Annotated in this window: 19 protein-coding genes; 18 read left to right on the top strand and 1 reads right to left on the bottom strand. The window is 41.8% G+C overall.

From position 1 onward, the window contains the following. The first annotated feature begins 162 nt into the window (after positions 1-162). The 18 genes from KSX81_RS26745 to KSX81_RS26660 all read left to right on the top strand — a co-directional run bounded on the left by KSX81_RS26745 (position 163) and on the right by KSX81_RS26660 (position 18,576). Complete coding sequence (locus KSX81_RS26745) at positions 163-933, top strand: SDR family oxidoreductase (protein ID WP_217725684.1); 771 nt, start codon at positions 163-165, stop codon at positions 931-933. A gap of 115 nt (positions 934-1,048) precedes the next feature. Beyond that, on the top strand, positions 1,049-1,543 hold the full coding sequence (locus KSX81_RS26740; protein ID WP_004313235.1) for an SPOR domain-containing protein: 495 nt from the start codon (positions 1,049-1,051) through the stop codon (positions 1,541-1,543). Between the two features lie 251 nt (positions 1,544-1,794). Next, entirely contained in the window at positions 1,795-2,619 is an 825-nt protein-coding gene (cysQ, locus tag KSX81_RS26735) for a 3'(2'),5'-bisphosphate nucleotidase CysQ (RefSeq protein WP_195580724.1), read from the top strand. 11 nt (positions 2,620-2,630) lie between these two features. After that, positions 2,631-4,184, top strand: coding sequence for an SLC13 family permease (locus tag KSX81_RS26730; protein ID WP_149939514.1), 1,554 nt, complete (start codon positions 2,631-2,633; stop codon positions 4,182-4,184). 12 nt (positions 4,185-4,196) lie between these two features. After that, positions 4,197-4,805, top strand: a complete 609-nt coding sequence (cysC, locus tag KSX81_RS26725; protein WP_004297522.1) for an adenylyl-sulfate kinase — start codon at positions 4,197-4,199, stop codon at positions 4,803-4,805. Between the two features lie 7 nt (positions 4,806-4,812). Then, positions 4,813-5,721: a sulfate adenylyltransferase subunit CysD gene (cysD, locus tag KSX81_RS26720; protein WP_004297523.1), complete on the top strand. Its 909-nt coding sequence runs from the start codon at positions 4,813-4,815 to the stop codon at positions 5,719-5,721. A 12-nt stretch (positions 5,722-5,733) separates the two neighbouring features. Further along, entirely contained in the window at positions 5,734-7,194 is a 1,461-nt protein-coding gene (gene cysN / locus KSX81_RS26715; RefSeq protein WP_004307251.1) for a sulfate adenylyltransferase subunit CysN, read from the top strand. A gap of 82 nt (positions 7,195-7,276) precedes the next feature. After that, positions 7,277-8,383 carry a sulfotransferase family protein gene (locus KSX81_RS26710; protein WP_055235431.1) on the top strand — a complete coding sequence of 369 codons (1,107 nt, stop codon included), beginning with the start codon at positions 7,277-7,279 and terminating at the stop codon, positions 8,381-8,383. A gap of 25 nt (positions 8,384-8,408) precedes the next feature. Next, positions 8,409-9,377, top strand: a complete 969-nt coding sequence (locus KSX81_RS26705; RefSeq protein ID WP_004307249.1) for a PCMD domain-containing protein — start codon at positions 8,409-8,411, stop codon at positions 9,375-9,377. Between the two features lie 318 nt (positions 9,378-9,695). After that, a complete protein-coding gene (locus tag KSX81_RS26700; protein ID WP_004311450.1) occupies positions 9,696-10,835 on the top strand; it encodes an OmpA family protein in 1,140 nt (379 codons plus the stop codon). 74 nt (positions 10,836-10,909) lie between these two features. Beyond that, positions 10,910-11,326, top strand: coding sequence for a Holliday junction resolvase RuvX (gene ruvX / locus KSX81_RS26695; protein ID WP_004307247.1), 417 nt, complete (start codon positions 10,910-10,912; stop codon positions 11,324-11,326). 45 nt (positions 11,327-11,371) lie between these two features. Beyond that, the gene (gene def / locus KSX81_RS26690) at positions 11,372-11,926 is read left to right on the top strand and encodes a peptide deformylase (protein ID WP_004313245.1); all 555 of its coding nucleotides are present in this window, start codon (positions 11,372-11,374) and stop codon (positions 11,924-11,926) included. Positions 11,927-12,002: 76 nt separating this feature from the next. Beyond that, the gene (locus KSX81_RS26685; protein ID WP_004307245.1) at positions 12,003-14,033 is read left to right on the top strand and encodes a tetratricopeptide repeat protein; all 2,031 of its coding nucleotides are present in this window, start codon (positions 12,003-12,005) and stop codon (positions 14,031-14,033) included. Positions 14,034-14,115: 82 nt separating this feature from the next. Next, complete coding sequence (gene thrS, locus KSX81_RS26680) at positions 14,116-16,056, top strand: threonine--tRNA ligase (protein ID WP_004311453.1); 1,941 nt, start codon at positions 14,116-14,118, stop codon at positions 16,054-16,056. Positions 16,057-16,128: 72 nt separating this feature from the next. Continuing rightward, a complete protein-coding gene (gene infC, locus KSX81_RS26675) occupies positions 16,129-16,740 on the top strand; it encodes a translation initiation factor IF-3 (RefSeq protein ID WP_004297533.1) in 612 nt (203 codons plus the stop codon). Positions 16,741-16,808: 68 nt separating this feature from the next. After that, a complete protein-coding gene (rpmI, locus tag KSX81_RS26670; RefSeq protein ID WP_004326827.1) occupies positions 16,809-17,006 on the top strand; it encodes a 50S ribosomal protein L35 in 198 nt (65 codons plus the stop codon). 98 nt (positions 17,007-17,104) lie between these two features. Next, the gene (gene rplT, locus KSX81_RS26665) at positions 17,105-17,455 is read left to right on the top strand and encodes a 50S ribosomal protein L20 (RefSeq protein ID WP_004297540.1); all 351 of its coding nucleotides are present in this window, start codon (positions 17,105-17,107) and stop codon (positions 17,453-17,455) included. 359 nt (positions 17,456-17,814) lie between these two features. Continuing rightward, entirely contained in the window at positions 17,815-18,576 is a 762-nt protein-coding gene (locus KSX81_RS26660) for an EFR1 family ferrodoxin (RefSeq protein ID WP_118418658.1), read from the top strand. Between the two features lie 17 nt (positions 18,577-18,593). Here the strand turns inward: KSX81_RS26660 and xpt are convergent, their stop codons facing one another. Beyond that, positions 18,594-19,166 (bottom strand): xanthine phosphoribosyltransferase, encoded by a 573-nt coding sequence (xpt, locus tag KSX81_RS26655; RefSeq protein WP_004297542.1) that lies wholly within the window; start codon positions 19,164-19,166, stop codon positions 18,594-18,596. Positions 19,167-19,189 lie beyond the last annotated feature (23 nt).

Genomic DNA, 19,189 nt, shown 5'->3' with positions numbered 1-19,189 from the left:
TAACATTTTTATGGAAAGGTTGTTCGTGAAAACTGAAATTTTTTGCTACGTTTTATAATTCTTTTTTTCTTTTATGGTTTAATCTTATTTAACTGACTTTCGTAGCTAACCTTTGAAGGTTAAGGCGTACTTTTGTTTTCGAATATTGTAAATCAAAACATAATGGAAGCTAAGATTGTTTTTATAACTGGCGCCAGTAGCGGAATTGGTGAGGGTTGTGCCCGTAAATTTGCGAGGGAGGGATGGAATCTGATTCTGAATGCCCGTACCGTATCGAAACTGGAAGAACTGAAAGCTGAACTGGAAGGGGCGTATGGTGTCCAGGTTTATACATTGCCTTTTGATGTGCGCGACCGGAAATTGGCTGCCACATCTTTGGAATCATTGCCCGAAGAATGGAAGGCGATTGATGTGTTGGTGAACAACGCCGGACTGGTGATTGGTGTGGATAAGGAATTTGAAGGTAGCCTGGATGAATGGGATATCATGATCGATACGAATATAAGGGGATTGCTGGCTATGACGCGTTTGGTGGTGCCCGGTATGGTGGAACGTGGACGCGGACATATTATTAACATAGGATCTATTGCGGGGGATGCCGCTTATCCGGGTGGAAGCGTGTATTGCGCAACGAAAGCTGCCGTGAAGGCTCTTTCGGACGGCCTCCGGATCGATTTGGTGGACACTCCGTTGAGAGTGACAAATATCAAACCGGGAATGGTGGAGACAAACTTTACAGTGGTGCGTTATCGGGGGGATAAGGAAGCTGCCGATAATTTTTATAAAGGGATTCGTCCGTTGACGGGAGATGACATTGCAGAAACGGTTTATTTTGCCGCGTCAGCTCCTGCACATATTCAGATTGCGGAGGTGCTTTTGATGCCTACTTATCAGGCAACAGGCACTATTTCGTATAAGAAGAAGACGGAATAGACGTTTTTTTGACGGATTTCTTTGCCGGATGATAAAATTTCTATTATTTTGTTGCCCGAAACTAAATATAATAGACGAGAATATTGAATTATTAATTAAAACAGCGTATAGGAATATGAAAAAATTAGTCGTATTAGGAATGGGAGTATGCTTGGTGCTAGCATTTGCATCTTGTAAATCCAGCGAAAGTGCCTATAAAAAAGCTTACGAGAAAGCAAAACAGCAAGAATTGGCAGAACCGCAGGTGGAAGCTCCGGTAGAGGTAACTCCGGTGGTTGCAGCTCCTGTGACAACTACTAAGGTGGCAGATACATCCGGCGTTCGTCAGGAGAAGGTTACAGTGGTTTCCGGCAACGAGGGTTTGAAAGATTATAGCATCGTAGCAGGTAGCTTTGGTGTGAAAGCGAATGCTGAAGGCCTGAAAGATTGGTTGGATGGACAAGGATATCACTCTACTATTGCATTTAATGCTGACAAGGCAATGTATCGTGTTATCGTAAATTCATTTGCTGATAAGGCTGCTGCTGCTGAAGCTCGCGACGCATTCAAGGCTAAATACCCGAACCGTTCGGATTTCCAGGGTGCTTGGTTGCTGTATCGTGTATATTGATTTCTTTTTGGTAATATATATTGGAAAGAACGAACGTTTTTTTCCGAATAAGAAGGCGGTAACTGGGAAGTTACTGCTTTTTTATTGAAAATGAGTGGCTTTTTCGTTTAGATATTTTTATCTTTCTACTAAAAGAAGTTATAAATGATAGTGGGGAAACTTTTATAGCAAAGAAAGTTTTTACTTTTGTCAACTCTTAATTTGGAGGATGTTTTGCCTGAATGTGAATAGGGCATTAATTTAGAGATTGAATGGAACAAAAATATGTAATGGCTGCTATCGACGCGGCTCTAAAAGCAGGTGGAAAGATTCTTTCTATTTATAATGATCCGGCATCGGACTTTGAAATAGAGAGGAAGGCTGACAACTCTCCGCTAACTATAGCAGACAGAAAAGCGCATGAAGCGATTGTGGCTATTCTGAACGATACTCCTTTTCCTGTTCTTAGTGAAGAAGGGAAGCATTTAGGGTATGAGATCCGTCGAGGATGGGATACTTTATGGATTGTAGATCCGCTGGATGGAACGAAGGAGTTTATTAAGCGCAATGGAGAATTTACGGTAAATATCGCTTTGGTGCAGAACTCTGTACCTGTATTCGGTATTATTTATGTGCCTGTTAAAAAAGAACTTTATTTCGGGATCGAAGGTGTAGGGGCTTATAAATGTTCCGGTATTGTCAGTTTGGAAGATGACGGCGTGGCATTGGAACAACTGATTGGGAAGTCGGAACAGATACCTTTGAAGGAGGTGCACGATCATCTGATCGTGGTTGCTTCCCGTTCGCACCTGTCGCCTGAAACGGAATCATATATTGCAGATTTGAAGAAGAAACACGGCAGTGTGGAGTTGATTTCGAGCGGAAGTTCAATTAAAATCTGTCTGGTTGCTGAAGGTAAGGCTGATGTATATCCGCGTTTCGCTCCGACGATGGAGTGGGATACGGCTGCCGGGCATGCGATAGCCCGTGCTGCAGGGATGGAAGTATATCAGGCTGGAAAGGAAGAACCTCTACGATATAATAAGGAGGATTTATTGAATCCGTGGTTTATCGTTGAGCCAAAAAGAGAACACTAAATAATGTTTATATGACATTTGAAATTGTATTTGTACTATTATCCCTATTAGGAATGGTAGCGGCTTTGATAGCAGATAAGATGCGTCCGGGCATGATACTTTTTTCGGTAGTGGTTTTGTTTCTGTGTGCCGGCATTCTGACTCCTAAGGAGATGCTGGAAGGGTTTAGTAATAAAGGGATGATTACCGTTGCTCTGCTGTTTCTGGTGAGTGAGGGTATTCGTCAGTCGGGCACATTGGGACAAGTGATTAAGAAGTTGCTTCCGCAAGGAAAGACGACAGTATTTAAGGCACAGTTGCGTATCTTACCTTCGGTGGCATTTATTTCTGCCTTTCTGAATAATACGCCTGTTGTGGTTATTTTTGCCCCGATTATCAAGCATTGGGCTAAGTCGGTGAATCTCCCGGCTACGAAGTTTCTGATTCCTCTTTCTTATGTGACTATTTTGGGAGGTATCTGTACCTTGATCGGTACTTCTACCAATCTGGTGGTGCACGGTATGATATTGGAGGCCGGATTTGAAGGCTTTTCTATGTTCGAGCTCGGAAAGGTGGGTATTTTTATAGCTATTGCCGGTATCATTTATATATTTCTTTTCTCTAAACGTCTTTTGCCGGATGCACGTCCGGATACGGCTGTGCCGGATGAAGAAGTAGAAGAAGGGGAGAAGTTGCATCGGGTAGAGGCTGTTTTGGGTGCCCGTTTTCCCGGTATCAATAAAAAACTGAAGGATTTTAATTTCCAGCGTCATTACGGTGCGGAGGTAAAAGAGATTAAAACACGTAACGGACAACGTTTTGTGTCGAATCTGGAGGAAGTGGTACTTCACGAAGGGGATACATTGGTGGTGATGGCGGATGATACGTTTATCCCGACGTGGGGGGAATCTTCTGTGTTTGTCTTGTTGACAAACGGGAATGAACCGGATACTAGCGGGAAGAAGAAGCGTTGGTTTGCTTTGTTGTTGCTGGTGCTGATGATTGTGGGTGCAACGGTAGGGGAGCTTCCGATAACGAAGGAGATGTTTCCGGATATCAAACTGGATATGTTTTTCTTTGTGTCTATTACTACTATTATTATGGCATGGACGAATCTGTTCCCTGCTCGTAAATATACTAAATATATTTCGTGGGATATTCTGATTACTATTGCCTGTGCTTTTGCTATCAGTAAGGCAATGGTGAACTCTGGTGTGGCGGATAGTGTTGCGAAGTTTATTATCGGGTTGAGTGATGATTACGGCCCGCATGTGTTGCTTGCAATGGTATTTATTATCACGAACTTGTTTACGGAATTGATAACTAATAATGCAGCAGCGGCTTTGGCGTTTCCTTTGGCACTGTCAATCTCTGCCCAATTAGGAGTGAGCCCTACGCCTTTCTTTGTGGTGATCTGTATGGCTGCATCTGCCAGCTTCTCGACACCGATCGGTTATCAGACAAATTTGATTGTGCAAGGTATCGGTAACTATAAGTTTACGGATTTTGTACGTATCGGGTTGCCGCTTAATATTATCACTTTCTTAATCTCTATTATTCTGATCCCGTTGATCTGGAACTTTTAAATAAAATTGTAAATGGAAGAAAAGAACCATATATATCCGATATTTGACCGCATGATGACGCGGCAGGACAAAGAAGAGCTTTTGGGGCAACACAGTGTGATGATCTGGTTTACCGGATTGAGTGGTTCCGGAAAGAGCACGATTGCCATCGCATTGGAACGTGAACTTCATAAGCGTGGATTGCTTTGCCGTATCCTGGATGGGGATAATATCCGTAGTGGAATTAATAATAACCTGGGATTCTCCGAAACGGACCGGGTGGAAAATATCCGTCGCATAGCGGAAGTGTCGAAGTTGTTTCTGGATAGTGGTATCATTACGATTGCTGCATTTATCAGCCCTAATAATGATATTCGCGAAATGGCTGCAAACATTATTGGTAAGGATGATTTTCTGGAGGTTTTCGTTAGTACTCCGCTGGAGGAATGTGAGAAACGTGATGTGAAAGGATTGTATGCGAAGGCACGGAAAGGGGAAATTCAGAATTTTACAGGAATTTCCGCACCTTTCGAGGTTCCCGAACATCCGGCTTTGTCACTGGATACTTCCAAATTGACTTTGGAGGAGTCGGTGAACCGTTTGTTGGAGCTTGTTTTGCCAAAAGTGAAGTGTATAAAATGAAATAAATATGGAAGAATATAAATTAAGCCACTTGAAGGAGCTCGAAGCCGAGTCTATTCATATCATCCGCGAGGTGGCGGCGGAATTTGAGAATCCGGTGATGCTTTACAGTATCGGAAAGGATTCCTCGGTGATGGTACGCTTGGCTGAAAAAGCGTTTTATCCGGGTAAAGTGCCATTCCCGTTGATGCATATCGATTCGAAATGGAAGTTCAAGGAGATGATTCAGTTTCGTGATGAATATGCGAAGAAGTACGGATGGAATCTGATTGTTGAAAGTAATATGGAGGCTTTTCATGCAGGGGTAGGACCTTTTACGCATGGAAGCAAGGTGCATACGGACTTGATGAAGACGCAGGCTTTGCTTCATGCGTTGGATAAGTATAAGTTTGATGCTGCATTTGGTGGTGCCCGTCGTGACGAGGAGAAGTCACGTGCGAAGGAACGTATTTTCTCTTTCCGGGATAAGTTTCACCAATGGGACCCGAAGAATCAGCGTCCTGAATTGTGGGATATTTATAATGCCCGCGTGCATAAGGGGGAAAGTATTCGTGTATTCCCGATTAGCAACTGGACTGAATTGGATATTTGGCAGTATATTCGCTTGGAGAATATTCCGATCGTTCCGTTATATTATGCTAAGGAGCGTCCGGTAATTAATTTGGATGGCAATATTATTATGGCGGATGATGACCGTTTGCCTGAAAAGTACCGTGACCAGATTGAAATGAAGATGGTTCGTTTTCGTACGTTGGGCTGTTGGCCTCTGACAGGGGCAGTGGAAAGTGGAGCTGCTACGATTGAAGAGATTGTGGAGGAAATGATGACTACAACGAAGAGTGAACGTACTACCCGTGTGATTGACTTTGACCAGGAGGGTAGTATGGAACAAAAGAAGCGTGAGGGATACTTTTAATTGTAACTAGTTATGGCAGATAATAAATTAGATATAAAAGCTTTTCTGGACAAGGACGAACAGAAAGATTTGTTGAGACTGTTGACTGCGGGTTCGGTAGATGATGGAAAATCAACGTTGATCGGACGCTTGTTGTTTGACAGTAAGAAACTGTATGAGGATCAGTTGGATGCACTGGAGCGTGATAGTAAACGTGTGGGGAATGCGGGCGAGCATATTGACTATGCGTTATTGCTCGATGGATTGAAGGCTGAACGTGAACAGGGTATTACGATTGACGTGGCTTATCGCTATTTCTCAACGAATGGTCGTAAGTTTATCATCGCGGATACTCCGGGACACGAACAGTATACCCGTAATATGATTACCGGGGGATCTACGGCTAACTTGGCTATTATCTTGGTGGATGCTCGTACCGGAGTGATTACCCAGACTCGTCGCCATACTTTCCTGGTGTCTTTGCTAGGAATCAAGCATGTGGTGTTGGCTGTCAACAAGATGGACCTGGTGGGTTTCTCGGAAGAGCGTTTTAACGAGATTGTGGCTGACTATAAGAAGTTTGTTGCTCCATTAGGTATTCCTGACGTCAACTGTATTCCACTTTCTGCATTGGATGGGGATAATGTGGTGGATAAGTCTGAACGTACTCCGTGGTACAAGGGGATTTCTTTGCTCGATTTCCTTGAAACGGTTCATATTGATAATGACCATAATTTTACGGATTTCCGTTTCCCGGTTCAGTATGTGCTTCGTCCGAATCTGGATTTCAGAGGATTCTGTGGTAAAGTTGCATCCGGTATCGTTCGCAAAGGGGATACGGTGATGGCGCTTCCTTCCGGAAAAACATCTAAGGTGAAGAGTATCGTGACTTATGACGGGGAATTGGATTATGCTTTCCCACCGCAGTCTGTGACCTTGACATTGGAGGATGAGATCGATGTGTCGCGCGGCGAAATGTTGGTGCATCCTGATAATCTACCAACGGTGGATCGTAACTTTGATGCTATGATGGTCTGGATGGATGAAGAACCGATGGATGTAAATAAGTCGTTCTTTATTAAGCAGACTACCAATTTGAGTCGTACGCGTATTGATACGATAAAGTATAAGGTGGACGTGAATACGATGGAGCATCTGTCTCTGGAGAATGGTCAGCTGACTAAAGAGACGTTGCCTTTGCAGTTGAATCAGATTGCCCGTGTGGTGCTGACTACGGCTAAGGAATTGTTCTTTGATCCTTATAAGAAGAATAAATCTTGTGGCTCATTTATCCTGATTGACCCGATCACTAATAATACTTCGGCAGTAGGTATGATTATCGACCGCGTGGAAATGAAAGATATGAGTGACACGGAGGATATTCCGGTATTGGATATGGCAAAACTGGGAATTGCTCCGGAACATTATGAAGCGGTAGAGAAAGCTGTGAAGGAACTGGAACGTCAGGGCCTTGCAGTGCGACTAATAAAATAGATTGTTCAACAATAAATTGAAAACTGAAAATGACAGCATTCTGTCGTCTTTAATTTTTAATTCTTAATTTCTAATTAATAAAGTGGGATTACTCGAATTTAATAAACTTCCGATTAATACATTGGTAGGTGCCGACTGGAAGACATTCAAGGCTATCACCGCCGGGCGTGAAATTGACGCAGCCTACAAAGGTAAATACCGATTGACGAAGGCTGTGTGCCGATTGCTTTCTCCACTGGCGTCATTACAAGACAGGCGTTACGAGAAGTTGCTGGCTAATCAGCCATTGGAGCATGATCCGGTGTTCATTTTGGGACACTGGCGGAGTGGAACTACATTTGTACATAATGTGTTCTCTTGTGACAAGCATTTTGGGTATAACACTACTTATCAGACTGTATTTCCTCATCTGATGATGTGGGGACAGCCTTTCTTCAAAAAGAATATGAGTTGGCTGATGCCGGATAAACGTCCGACGGATAATATGGAACTGGCAGTGGATCTTCCCCAGGAAGAGGAGTTTGCTTTGTCGAACATGATGCCTTATACATATTATAATTTCTGGTTCCTGCCGAAATATCAGCAGGAGTATGCCGATAAGTATCTTTTGTTTGATGATATAACGGATGCCGAATTGAAGGTGTTTGAAGAGGTGTTCACGAAGTTGATTAAGATTTCTTTGTGGAATACCCAGGGAACTCAATTCCTTAGCAAGAATCCTCCGCATACCGGAAGGGTGAAGGAACTGGTGAAGATGTTCCCGAATGCTAAGTTTATCTACCTGATGCGTAATCCGTATACCGTATTCGAATCTACACGCAGTTTCTTTACAAATACGATTCAACCGTTGAAGTTGCAGGATGTCAGCAATGAACAATTAGAGGAAAATATCCTTTCTATCTATGCAAAACTTTATCATAAGTATGAATCGGATAAGAAATTTATTCCGGAAGGTAACTTGATGGAAGTGAAATTTGAAGATTTCGAAGCGGATGCGATGGGAATGACGGAGAATATTTATCAGTCTCTTTCTATCCCCGGATTTACCGAAGCACGTACTGATATAGAAAAATATGTGGGCGGAAAGAAGGGATATAAGAAGAATAAGTATAAATATGACGACCGTACGATTCGTTTGGTAGAAGAGAACTGGGATTTTGCTTTGAAACAATGGGATTATAATTTATAAGAAGAAAAAGAAAGGAAAAGTATTGATGATTCAGAAAAGCGTTCATCGCCTGTTGATGACAGGTTTCGTTGCATTTATTTCTTCCTTGTCTTTGATGGCGCAACATAAAGTTGAAATGCTTCCTTTTGGGGACATGGATCAATGGGTGGACCGTCAGATAAAGGAATCGAGCATTATCGGTGGGAATACAAAGAATGTATATGCGATAGGGCCGACGACGGTAATTAAGGGAGATCAGGTTTATAAGAATATGGGCGGATCGCCTTGGGCTACTTCAAATGTGATGGCGAAAGTTGCCGGTATTACGAAAACTAATACTTCGGTATTCCCGGAGAAGCGGGGAGATGGATATTGCGCCCGTTTGGATACGCGCATGGAGAGTGTGAAAGTGTTGGGACTGGTTAATATTACGGTGTTGGCGGCTGGCTCTGTCTTTACCGGTTCGGTGCATGAGCCGATTAAGGGTACTAAAAACCCACAGAAAATGTTGCAGACCGGTATTCCGTTTACCAAAAAGCCGGTGGCTCTTCAGTTTGACTATAAAGTGAAGATGTCCGACCGGGAGAACCGTATTCGCGCTACCGGTTTCAGCAAGATTACGGATGTTCCCGGAAAAGATTATCCGGCAGCTATCCTGCTTCTGCAAAAACGTTGGGAAGATGCCAATGGAAATGTGTATGCAAAACGGATAGGGACTATGGTGACTTATTACTATCATTCTACAGACTGGAAAAATAATGCGACCTATGAAATTATGTACGGTGACATCACGAATCGTCCGGAATATAAGTCGCACATGATGCGTTTGCAGGCGACTGAAAGTTATACGGTGAACAGTAAGGGTGAAAGCGTGCCTATTCATGAAGTGGCCTGGGGAGATGAAAATGATGTTCCGACTCATATGTGTCTTCAGTTCACGTCCAGTCATGGAGGAGCCTATATCGGTTCTCCGGGAAATACACTGTGGATTGACAATGTAAAACTGGTATATTAACTAAAGTATATAGACAAAGAATAGAAATAGTCAGTGATCTAATTTCATCACTGACTATTTTTTTTGTTTTAATTCTTCCACAACAAACCCCTTCAGATGCCTTCTGAAGTTATATTACACTTTTATCGCTCTATAAAATTCTATGAATGAATGAAAATTTACGTGTTTTTTTGTTTGTGTTATATTAAATATCTATATTTGCACTAATTTTAGAAGAAAGGATGACGTTTATTGTCTCTTAGTCAGGTGTGGAACATTTGGGTTGTGTATCTAGCCTGTAAGACAATTGAAATATATTATTTACTAAAATAAATTGAGATGAAAAAGGGTTTATTGTTTATTTTATTGGCAGCAGTCTCAGTATGTCTGCCTGCACAAGAAAAAGAAAATGCAGCAAAGAGTTATAGAGTGGAAACAAATCGCTTTGGTGCTAACTGGTTTATTAGTGGTGGCGTTGGCGCACAAATGTATTTTGGTGACAATGATGGTAAAGCTGACTTCGGAAAACGTCTTGCTCCGGCACTTGACATTGCTGTAGGTAAGTGGTTTACTCCGGGTATCGGATTACGTGTAGCTTACAACGGGCTTCAGGCTAAAGGTGCTACTCCTAATGCTAATGGTCCGCTTGTAGACGGAGGACAGTATTCTAATGGCTACTACAAAGAAAAGTGGAATGTGATGAACTTCCATGGAGATGTAATGCTGAATCTTTCCAATATGATTTGTGGTTATAGAGAAGATCGTCTGTATTCATTCATTCCTTATGCAGGAGCTGGATTTGTACATTCAGGAAAAGGTGCAGGTTATGACGAACTGGGTATCAATGCCGGTTTGATCAACCGTTTCCGTTTGTCTTCTGCTTTGGATCTTAACGTTGAATTGCGTGGACTTTTGATGAAAGGCGCATTCGGCAATTCAGGTCCTGAAGGATTGGCTGGTCTGACTGTAGGTGTTACTTACAAGTTTAAGAAACGTGGTTGGGATGCTGTTCCTACTGTACCAATGGTTCCGGAAAGCCAGTTGAACGACATGAGAGACAGAGTGAACGCTTTGAAGGGTGAAAACGAATCTTTGAAACGTGACTTGGTTGAAGCTCGTAACAAGAAACCTGAAGTGATCGTTAAGAAAGAAGCTGGATTCGTTCCACGTCTGGTTGTTGTATTCAATATCGGAAAGAGCAACATCAGCAAGAGAGAATACATGAATATTGAAGCTATGGCTAAGGGTATCAAAGCAACTGATAAAGTGTTTACTATAACAGGATATGCTGATAAGGGTACTGGTTCTGCTGAATACAACATGAAGTTGAGTAAGAAGAGAGCTGAAGCTGTTCGTGACCTGATGGTTAATGAATTTGGTGTTCCTGCTTCTCAATTGAAGGTTGATTACAAGGGTGGTGTAGGCAACATGTTCTATGATGATGCTAAGTTAAGCCGTGTAGCTATTGTTGAAGAATAATATACATTTGAAATAATAGAATAAAAGAGACGTTTCCTTTCACGGGAAGCGTCTTTTTTGTATTTTTGTACCCCATGAGCAGAATAGTAGCAATAGATTATGGAAGAAAGCGTACCGGAATAGCTGTGAGCGATACAATGCAGCTGATCGCAAACGGATTGACGACGGTGCCCACGCATGAACTTCTGAACTTTATCGGTGAATATATAGCTAAAGAACCGGTGGAGCGGATTATTATTGGATTGCCCAAGCAAATGAATAATGAGGTTTCGGAGAATATGAAGAATATAGAGCCTTTTGTTCGTTCGCTGAAAAAGCGTTATCCGGACCTTCCGGTCGAATATGTGGACGAACGTTTCACTTCTGTTCTTGCACACCGTACCATGCTGGAGGCAGGTTTGAAGAAAAAAGACCGCCAAAACAAGGCATTGGTGGACGAAATAAGTGCTACTATTATTTTGCAAACATATTTGGAGAGTAAACGTTTTTAGTATAGGACATAAGAATAACTTAATTTTTTAGTAGAGTATAAAAGTATGATTTTACCTATTTATGTATATGGCCAACCTGTATTGAGAAAGGTTGCAGAGGACATAACACCGGATTATCCGAATCTGAAAGAGTTGATTGAGAACATGTTCGAAACAATGGTACATGCGGACGGTGTAGGATTGGCTGCTCCACAGATTGGTTTGCCTATTCGCGTGGTTACGATTACATTGGATCCGCTTTCGGAGGAATATCCTGAATTTAAAGACTTTAATAAGGCGTATATCAATCCTCATATTTTGGAAGTAGGAGGGGAAGAAGTGAATATGGAAGAGGGATGCTTAAGCCTTCCCGGTATTCACGAAACAGTGAAGAGAGGTGATAAAATTCGCGTGAAATATATGGACGAGAATTTTGTGGAGCATGAGGAAGAGGTGGAAGGTTATCTGGCTCGGGTGATGCAACATGAGTTCGATCATTTGGATGGTAAGATGTTCATCGACCATATCTCACCGCTTCGTAAGCAGATGATTAAAGGAAAGCTGAATACGATGTTGAAGGGGAAAGCGCGCAGTTCATATAAGATGAAACAGGTGAAATAAAGATAAAAAACGTTTATATCCCTGTTAAGTAAGCGAAAAGCATTATTTTTGCTTCGTTTACAAGCATAAAATATCAATGATAAAAAGAATCTTAACAGTTTTATTACTGTTCCCAACGCTGGTGTGTGCTCAAATAAATACGGATCGGGTGATGACTATTGCCCGAAACGCTCTTTATTTTGAGGACTATGTACTTTCTATTCAGTATTTTAACCAGGTTATTAACGCTAAGCCTTATCTGTATGAACCTTATTTCTTCAGGGCATTGGCTAAACTGAATCTGGAGGATTTTCAGGGTGCTGAAGCAGACTGTGATGCAGCTATCCAACGCAATCCATTTGTGGTGGGTGCTTATCAGATTCGTGGTTTGGCAAGGATTCGTCAGAGTAAATTTGATGGAGCGATTGAGGATTATAAGAAAGCATTGCATTATGATCCGGAGAATATTACTTTATGGCATAACCTGACATTATCTCATATCCAGAAGAAGGATTATAATGCTGCGAAAGAGGATTTGGAAAGCTTGTTGAAGGTGTCTCCACGCTATACCCGTGCTTATTTGATGAGGGGGGAAGTGTCTTTACAACAGAAAGATACGATTGCTGCCTTGAATGACTTCAATAAGGCGCTTGAACTGGATAAATATGATCCGGATGCTTGGGCTGCAAGAGCGATTGTTAAATTACAACAGGCTAAGTATGCGGAAGCGGAAGCGGATTTCAACCGTGCTATTCCGTTGAGTGCTAAGAATGCTGGAAATTATATAAACCGTGCATTGGCTCGTTTTCATCAGAATAATTTAAGAGGTGCCATGAGCGATTATGATCTGGCATTGGATATTGATCCGAATAACTTTATCGGTCATTATAACCGCGGTTTGTTACGTGCACAGGTAGGAGATGATAACCGGGCTATCGAAGACTTCGACTTTGTTATCAAGATGGAGCCGGATAATATGATGGCTGTCTTTAACCGTGGTTTGCTGCGTGCGCAAACGGGTGATTATCGCGGGGCTATACAAGATTACACAACTGTTATCAATCAGTATCCGAACTTCCTGGCCGGATACTATCAGCGTTCGGAAGCTCGCAGAAAGATTGGAGATAAGAAGGGTGCGGAGCAGGATGAATTTAAAGTCATGAAGGCTCAGATCGACAAGCAGAACGGTGTGACGAACAAAGATGTAGCACAGAACAAGGATAAGGAGAATGATGAGGAAGGCGGAGAGAAGACCCGTAAGAAATCCGATAAGAATATGAATAACTATCGTAAGATAGTGATTGCGGATGATTCTGAAGCTGAACAACGCTATACAAGTGATTATCGTGGTCGTGTGCAGGATAAGAACGTAAATATAACGCTGGAACCGATGTTCGCTTTGACTTATTATGAGAAGATGAGTGACGTGAAACGTTCGGTGAACTTCCACAAATATATTGAAGACTTGAACCGTACGGGTATACTTCCGAAACGTCTTCGTATCACAAATATGGAAGCTCCGTTGACGGAAGAACAGGTGAAGGTGCATTTTGCCTTGATTGATACACACACATCGGCGATTGTGGAAGATGACAAGAATGCTTCGAAACGTTTTGCCCGTGCGATTGATTTTTATCTGGTGCAGGACTTCTCGAGTGCGGTTTCTGATTTGACCCAGACGATCTTACTGGATGGTGATTTCTTCCCGGCATATTTTATGCGTGCGCTGATCCGTTGTAAACAGTTGGAGTATCAGAAGGCTGAACAAGCTGTCGAAACAGATGTTGTTCCGGGTGATAATAAGCGTAAGGAGATTACCGCAGTAGATTATGAAGTGGTCAGAAAAGACTTGGATAAGGTGATTAATCTGGCTCCGGACTTTGTGTACGCATATTATAATCGTGCTAATGTTTCTGCCATGTTGAAAGATTACCGTGCCGCAATTATTGACTACGATAAGGCGATCGAGCTAAATCCTGATTTTGCGGATGCTTATTTCAATCGTGGACTGACTCATATTTTCTTAGGAAATAATAAGCTGGGCATTTCAGATTTGAGTAAAGCCGGTGAGTTGGGGATTGTTTCTGCTTATAATGTTATCAAACGTTTTACAGATCAATCGGAATAACATTTTTTTGATAAAAAATAGAAAACTCAAAAGATTTAGTTACTTTTGCGTTCAAATTATGAAAATATAACATCATCATATTATGATAAAGATAACATTTCCCGATGGCTCCGTTCGTGAGTATAACGAAGGAGTGAACGGTTTACAGATTGCTGAAAGTATCAGCTCGCGTCTGGCACAGGAAGTGCTGGCATGTGGAGTGAACGGCGAGACTTATGATTTAGGACGTCCTATTAATGAAGATGCTAATTTTGTTCTTTATAAATGGGATGATGAAGAAGGTAAACATGCGTTTTGGCATACAAGTGCACACTTGTTGGCGGAAGCTTTGCAGGAACTTTATCCGGGTATCCAGTTTGGTATCGGACCGGCTATCGAGAACGGATTCTACTATGATGTGGATCCGGGTGAAGCTGTGATTAAAGAAAGCGATCTTCCAGCCATTGAAGCTAAAATGTTGGAACTGGCTGCAAAGAAAGAAGAGGTAGTCAGAAAAAGCATCGCAAAAACAGATGCTCTGAAAATGTTTGGCGATCGTGGCGAAACATACAAATGTGAATTGATCTCCGAACTGGAAGACGGACACATTACAACTTATACCCAGGGTGCATTTACTGACCTTTGTCGTGGTCCTCACTTGATGACGACTGCTCCGATCAAGGCTATCAAGTTGACCTCAGTGGCTGGTGCTTACTGGCGCGGTCATGAAGATCGTAAGATGCTGACCCGTATTTATGGTATCACGTTCCCGAAGAAAAAAATGCTGGATGAATATCTGGTATTGCTGGAAGAAGCGAAGAAGCGTGATCACCGTAAGATCGGTAAGGAGATGCAGTTGTTTATGTTCTCCGAAACTGTAGGTAAGGGACTTCCTATGTGGTTGCCGAAAGGTACTGCATTGCGTCTGCGTCTGCAAGAGTTCTTGCGTCGTATTCAGACACGTTACGATTATCAGGAAGTAATCACTCCGCCAATTGGTAATAAATTGCTGTATGTGACTTCAGGTCACTATGCAAAATATGGTAAGGATGCATTCCAGCCTATTCATACTCCGGAAGAGGGTGAAGAGTATTTCTTGAAACCAATGAACTGCCCTCACCACTGTGAGATTTACAAGAACTTCCCACGTTCATATAAGGACCTTCCATTGCGTATTGCAGAATTTGGTACGGTTTGTCGTTATGAACAAAGTGGTGAGTTACATGGTTTAACTCGTGTACGTAGCTTTACACAGGATGATGCGCATATCTTCTGCCGTCCGGAACAAGTGAAAGATGAATTCCTTCGTGTGATGGATATCATATCTATCGTGTTCCGTTCTATGGATTTCCAGAATTTTGAAGCACAGATATCCTTGCGTGATAAAGTGAACCGTGAAAAGTACATCGGTAGCGATGATAACTGGGAGAAGGCTGAACAGGCTATTATCGAGGCTTGTGCGGAAAAAGGATTGCCTGCTAAGATTGAGTATGGAGAAGCAGCCTTCTATGGTCCTAAACTTGACTTTATGGTGAAAGACGCTATCGGTCGTCGTTGGCAGCTGGGTACGATTCAGGTTGACTACAACTTGCCGGAACGTTTTGAACTTGAATATATGGGTTCTGACAATCAGAAGCATCGCCCGGTAATGATTCACCGTGCTCCGTTCGGATCAATGGAACGTTTTGTTGCCGTACTGATTGAACATACTGCCGGTAAATTCCCATTGTGGCTGACACCGGAACAGGTAGTTATTCTGCCAATCAGTGAGAAGTTCAATGAATATGCAGAGCAGGTGAAGATGTATCTGAAGATACACGAAATCCGTGCGATTGTAGATGATCGTAACGAGAAGATCGGCCGTAAGATTCGTGATAATGAGATGAAACGCATTCCTTATATGCTGATTGTCGGCGAAAAAGAAGCAGAAAATGGAGAAGTTTCTGTTCGTAGACAAGGCGAAGGTGACAAAGGAACCATGAAATTTGAAGAATTTGCTAAAATTTTGAACGAAGAAGTTCAGAATATGATAAATAAATGGTAACTTTGCAGCCGTTTCAGAATAAAATATTTAGTATAACAATAAAAAGATCAAACTAGGAAGTAAACGTTTTTAATGAAGAATGACACTCTAAAAGGGCAATACAGAATCAATGAACAGATTCGTGCCAAGGAAGTTCGCATAGTAAGCGATGATATTGAACCGAAAGTATATCCAATCTTTCAGGCTCTGAAAATGGCTGAAGAGAGAGAATTGGATTTAGTGGAAATTTCTCCTAATGCTCAACCCCCTGTTTGTCGTATTATTGATTATTCTAAATTTCTTTATCAATTAAAGAAACGCCAGAAGGAACAGAAAGCGAAGCAGGTTAAGGTTAATGTGAAGGAAATCCGTTTCGGACCCCAGACAGACGACCATGATTACAACTTTAAGTTGAAGCATGCTAAAGGATTTTTGGAAGATGGCGATAAGGTGAAGGCTTATGTATTCTTTAAAGGTCGTTCCATCCTTTTCAAGGAGCAAGGTGAAGTGCTTTTGCTTCGTTTTGCAAATGACCTGGAAGACTACGCTAAAGTAGATCAAATGCCGATACTGGAAGGTAAGCGCATGACTATTCAGCTTTCTCCGAAAAAGAAAGAAGCTTCTAAAAAGCCGGCAACAGCTGGAACACCGAAACCTGCTGCTCCTGCACAAAAAGCAGAGAAGCCGGAAAAGGGCGAAGAATAAGAAAGGATGCGTAACGCGCAGGTATAGTGCGTTGCCATTATATATTTAATAATTTAAAAACAAGTAAGATGCCAAAGATGAAGACTAACTCCGGTTCTAAAAAAAGGTTTACCCTTACCGGAACAGGTAAAATCAAAAGAAAGCACGCTTTTCACAGTCACATTTTGACTAAGAAAACTAAGAAGAGAAAAAGAAATCTGTGCTACTCTACAACTGTTGATACAACAAATGTAAGCCAGGTTAAGGAACTCTTAGCAATGAAGTAATCAAAAGCGTAAAAGTATTATTAAAGTATTAACCGAATGCATTAGCCTGAAGTTCGCTGCGTGAAGTAGCGGCGCTAACATTCAAAAAAAGTAAAACTATGCCAAGATCAGTAAATCATGTTGCTTCAAAAGCAAGAAGAAAGAAAATTTTGAAATTAACCAGAGGTTACTTTGGTGCAAGAAAGAATGTATGGACCGTAGCTAAAAACACTTGGGAAAAGGGTTTGACTTACGCGTTCCGTGACCGTAGAAATAAGAAAAGAAACTTCCGCGCTCTTTGGATACAACGTATCAACGCTGCTGCACGTCTTGAAGGAATGTCTTATTCTAAATTGATGGGCGGTCTGCACAAAGCCGGTATTGAAATAAACCGTAAGGTTTTGGCTGATTTAGCTATGAATCACCCGGAAGCTTTCAAAGCTGTAGTTGCAAAAGCAAAAGCTGCTTAAGCATCAATAGTTTACGAGTTACAAAGTGTCAGTTACTAAGCTAGTAACTGGCACTTTTCTTTTGTTAGGCAGATGAAAGGGAATAAAAAAAATGTTAGTTGGCAAACAAAATCCTTTTTTTTCTTGTTAGTTTCATGTATTCTTATTACATTTGTGATACAAAAATATTAGCCGTATCGACTGGATCGGGAAACTCTTCAAATTAATCTGATGCACCGAGAAAGCTTCGTTCTTCAATGGCGGGCCACATCCTTCGGGACAGCTTTAAGCCGGTGGATTACAAAGAGGGCGAGCGCTCAAATCTTGTTCTATCAGAGTTTCATCACATCGTCGATGCGGCTTTTTTTATATACTTTTCTATGATATTCTATTTCTCCGGTACAGGTAATTCTAAATGGATTGCAAATCAGCTTTCCAAAGAGCAAAAAGAAGAATTGTTTTTTATTCCCGATGCGTTAAATAACGGAACGTTCGAGTTTTGTTTGCGGGAAGATGAAAAGATCGGTTTTGTATTTCCTGTCTATTCGTGGGCTCCTCCTGAAATCGTACTTAATTTTATTCGGCAACTCTCTTTAAAGGGGTATAAAAGACAATATTTGTTTTTTGTTTGTTCCTGTGGGGATGATACCGGGCTTACGCAGCAGGTGCTGGAGAAGGCTTTGAGTCATAAAGGCTGGAAGTGTCATGCAGGCTTTTCTGTGACTATGCCCAATAATTATGTATTGCTTCCCGGTTTTGACGTAGATAAGAAAGAATTGGAGGAGAAAAAACTGGCAGATGCTATTCCGACTCTCAATCAAATAAATGCTTCAATAAGTAGGAGAGAGGAGTTGTTTCTTTGTCATGAAGGGAGTATTCCTTTTATTAAGACGAGGATTATCAATCCTTTATTTAATCGCTTTCAGATGTCTCCCGGGAATTTTTATACTACGGATGCTTGTATTGGATGTAAGCGTTGTGAGAAGAGTTGTCCGGTAGGGAATATTATGATGATGGGCAGAAAGCCTGTTTGGGGGATGGATTGCACCTCATGCCTGGCATGTTATCATGTTTGTCCGCAGCATGCGGTGCAATATGGGAAAAGAACGAAAGATAAAGGGCAGTATTTCAATCCTAATTAATCTACTCGCCAATTAATCTACTCGTCTTTGATTTTAATGCAGCAATTGGATAAGTCTTCAATGATAGCCAGGCTTTCTACTCTGACGCTTTGCTCCTCAAGTTTTTTACGCCCATTTTGGAAGGCTTTTTCAATAATGAATCCCATTCCTACCAAGTTTGCTCCGGATTGCTTGATGAGGTCGATAATGCCTAATGCGGCATTGCCATACGCGAGGAAGTCATCCACGAAAAGAACATTGTCATTTGGAGTGAGGAAATCGGCACTGATAACGACTTCATAATCACGATCTTTAGTGAATGAGTGCACAGTGGTGCTTAGTGCATTCTGGATGGTTTTAGGAGACTTCTTCTTTGCAAATACAACTGGTAAATCCATCAGGTAGCCTGTCATGATAGCAGGGGCGATGCCGCTGGCTTCGATTGTCATAATCTTATTTACGTTTGTGGCTGCAAAACGGCGGACAAACTCAACTCCGATTGATTTCATCAGGACAGGGTCCATTTGATGATTAATAAAACCGTCTACTTTCAGGATACCTCCTTCGTAGCACTTTCCGTCTTGCAGAATTCTTTTTTTAAGTAATTGCATGCTGTATGATATTAATTAAATAA

This window comes from Bacteroides sp. MSK.18.37 (genome assembly GCF_019129155.2).
Classification (GTDB): Bacteria; Bacteroidota; Bacteroidia; order Bacteroidales; family Bacteroidaceae; genus Bacteroides; species Bacteroides ovatus.
The sequence above is the reverse complement of the archived record's forward strand: the minus strand, read 5'-3'. Positions and strand labels throughout refer to the sequence as shown.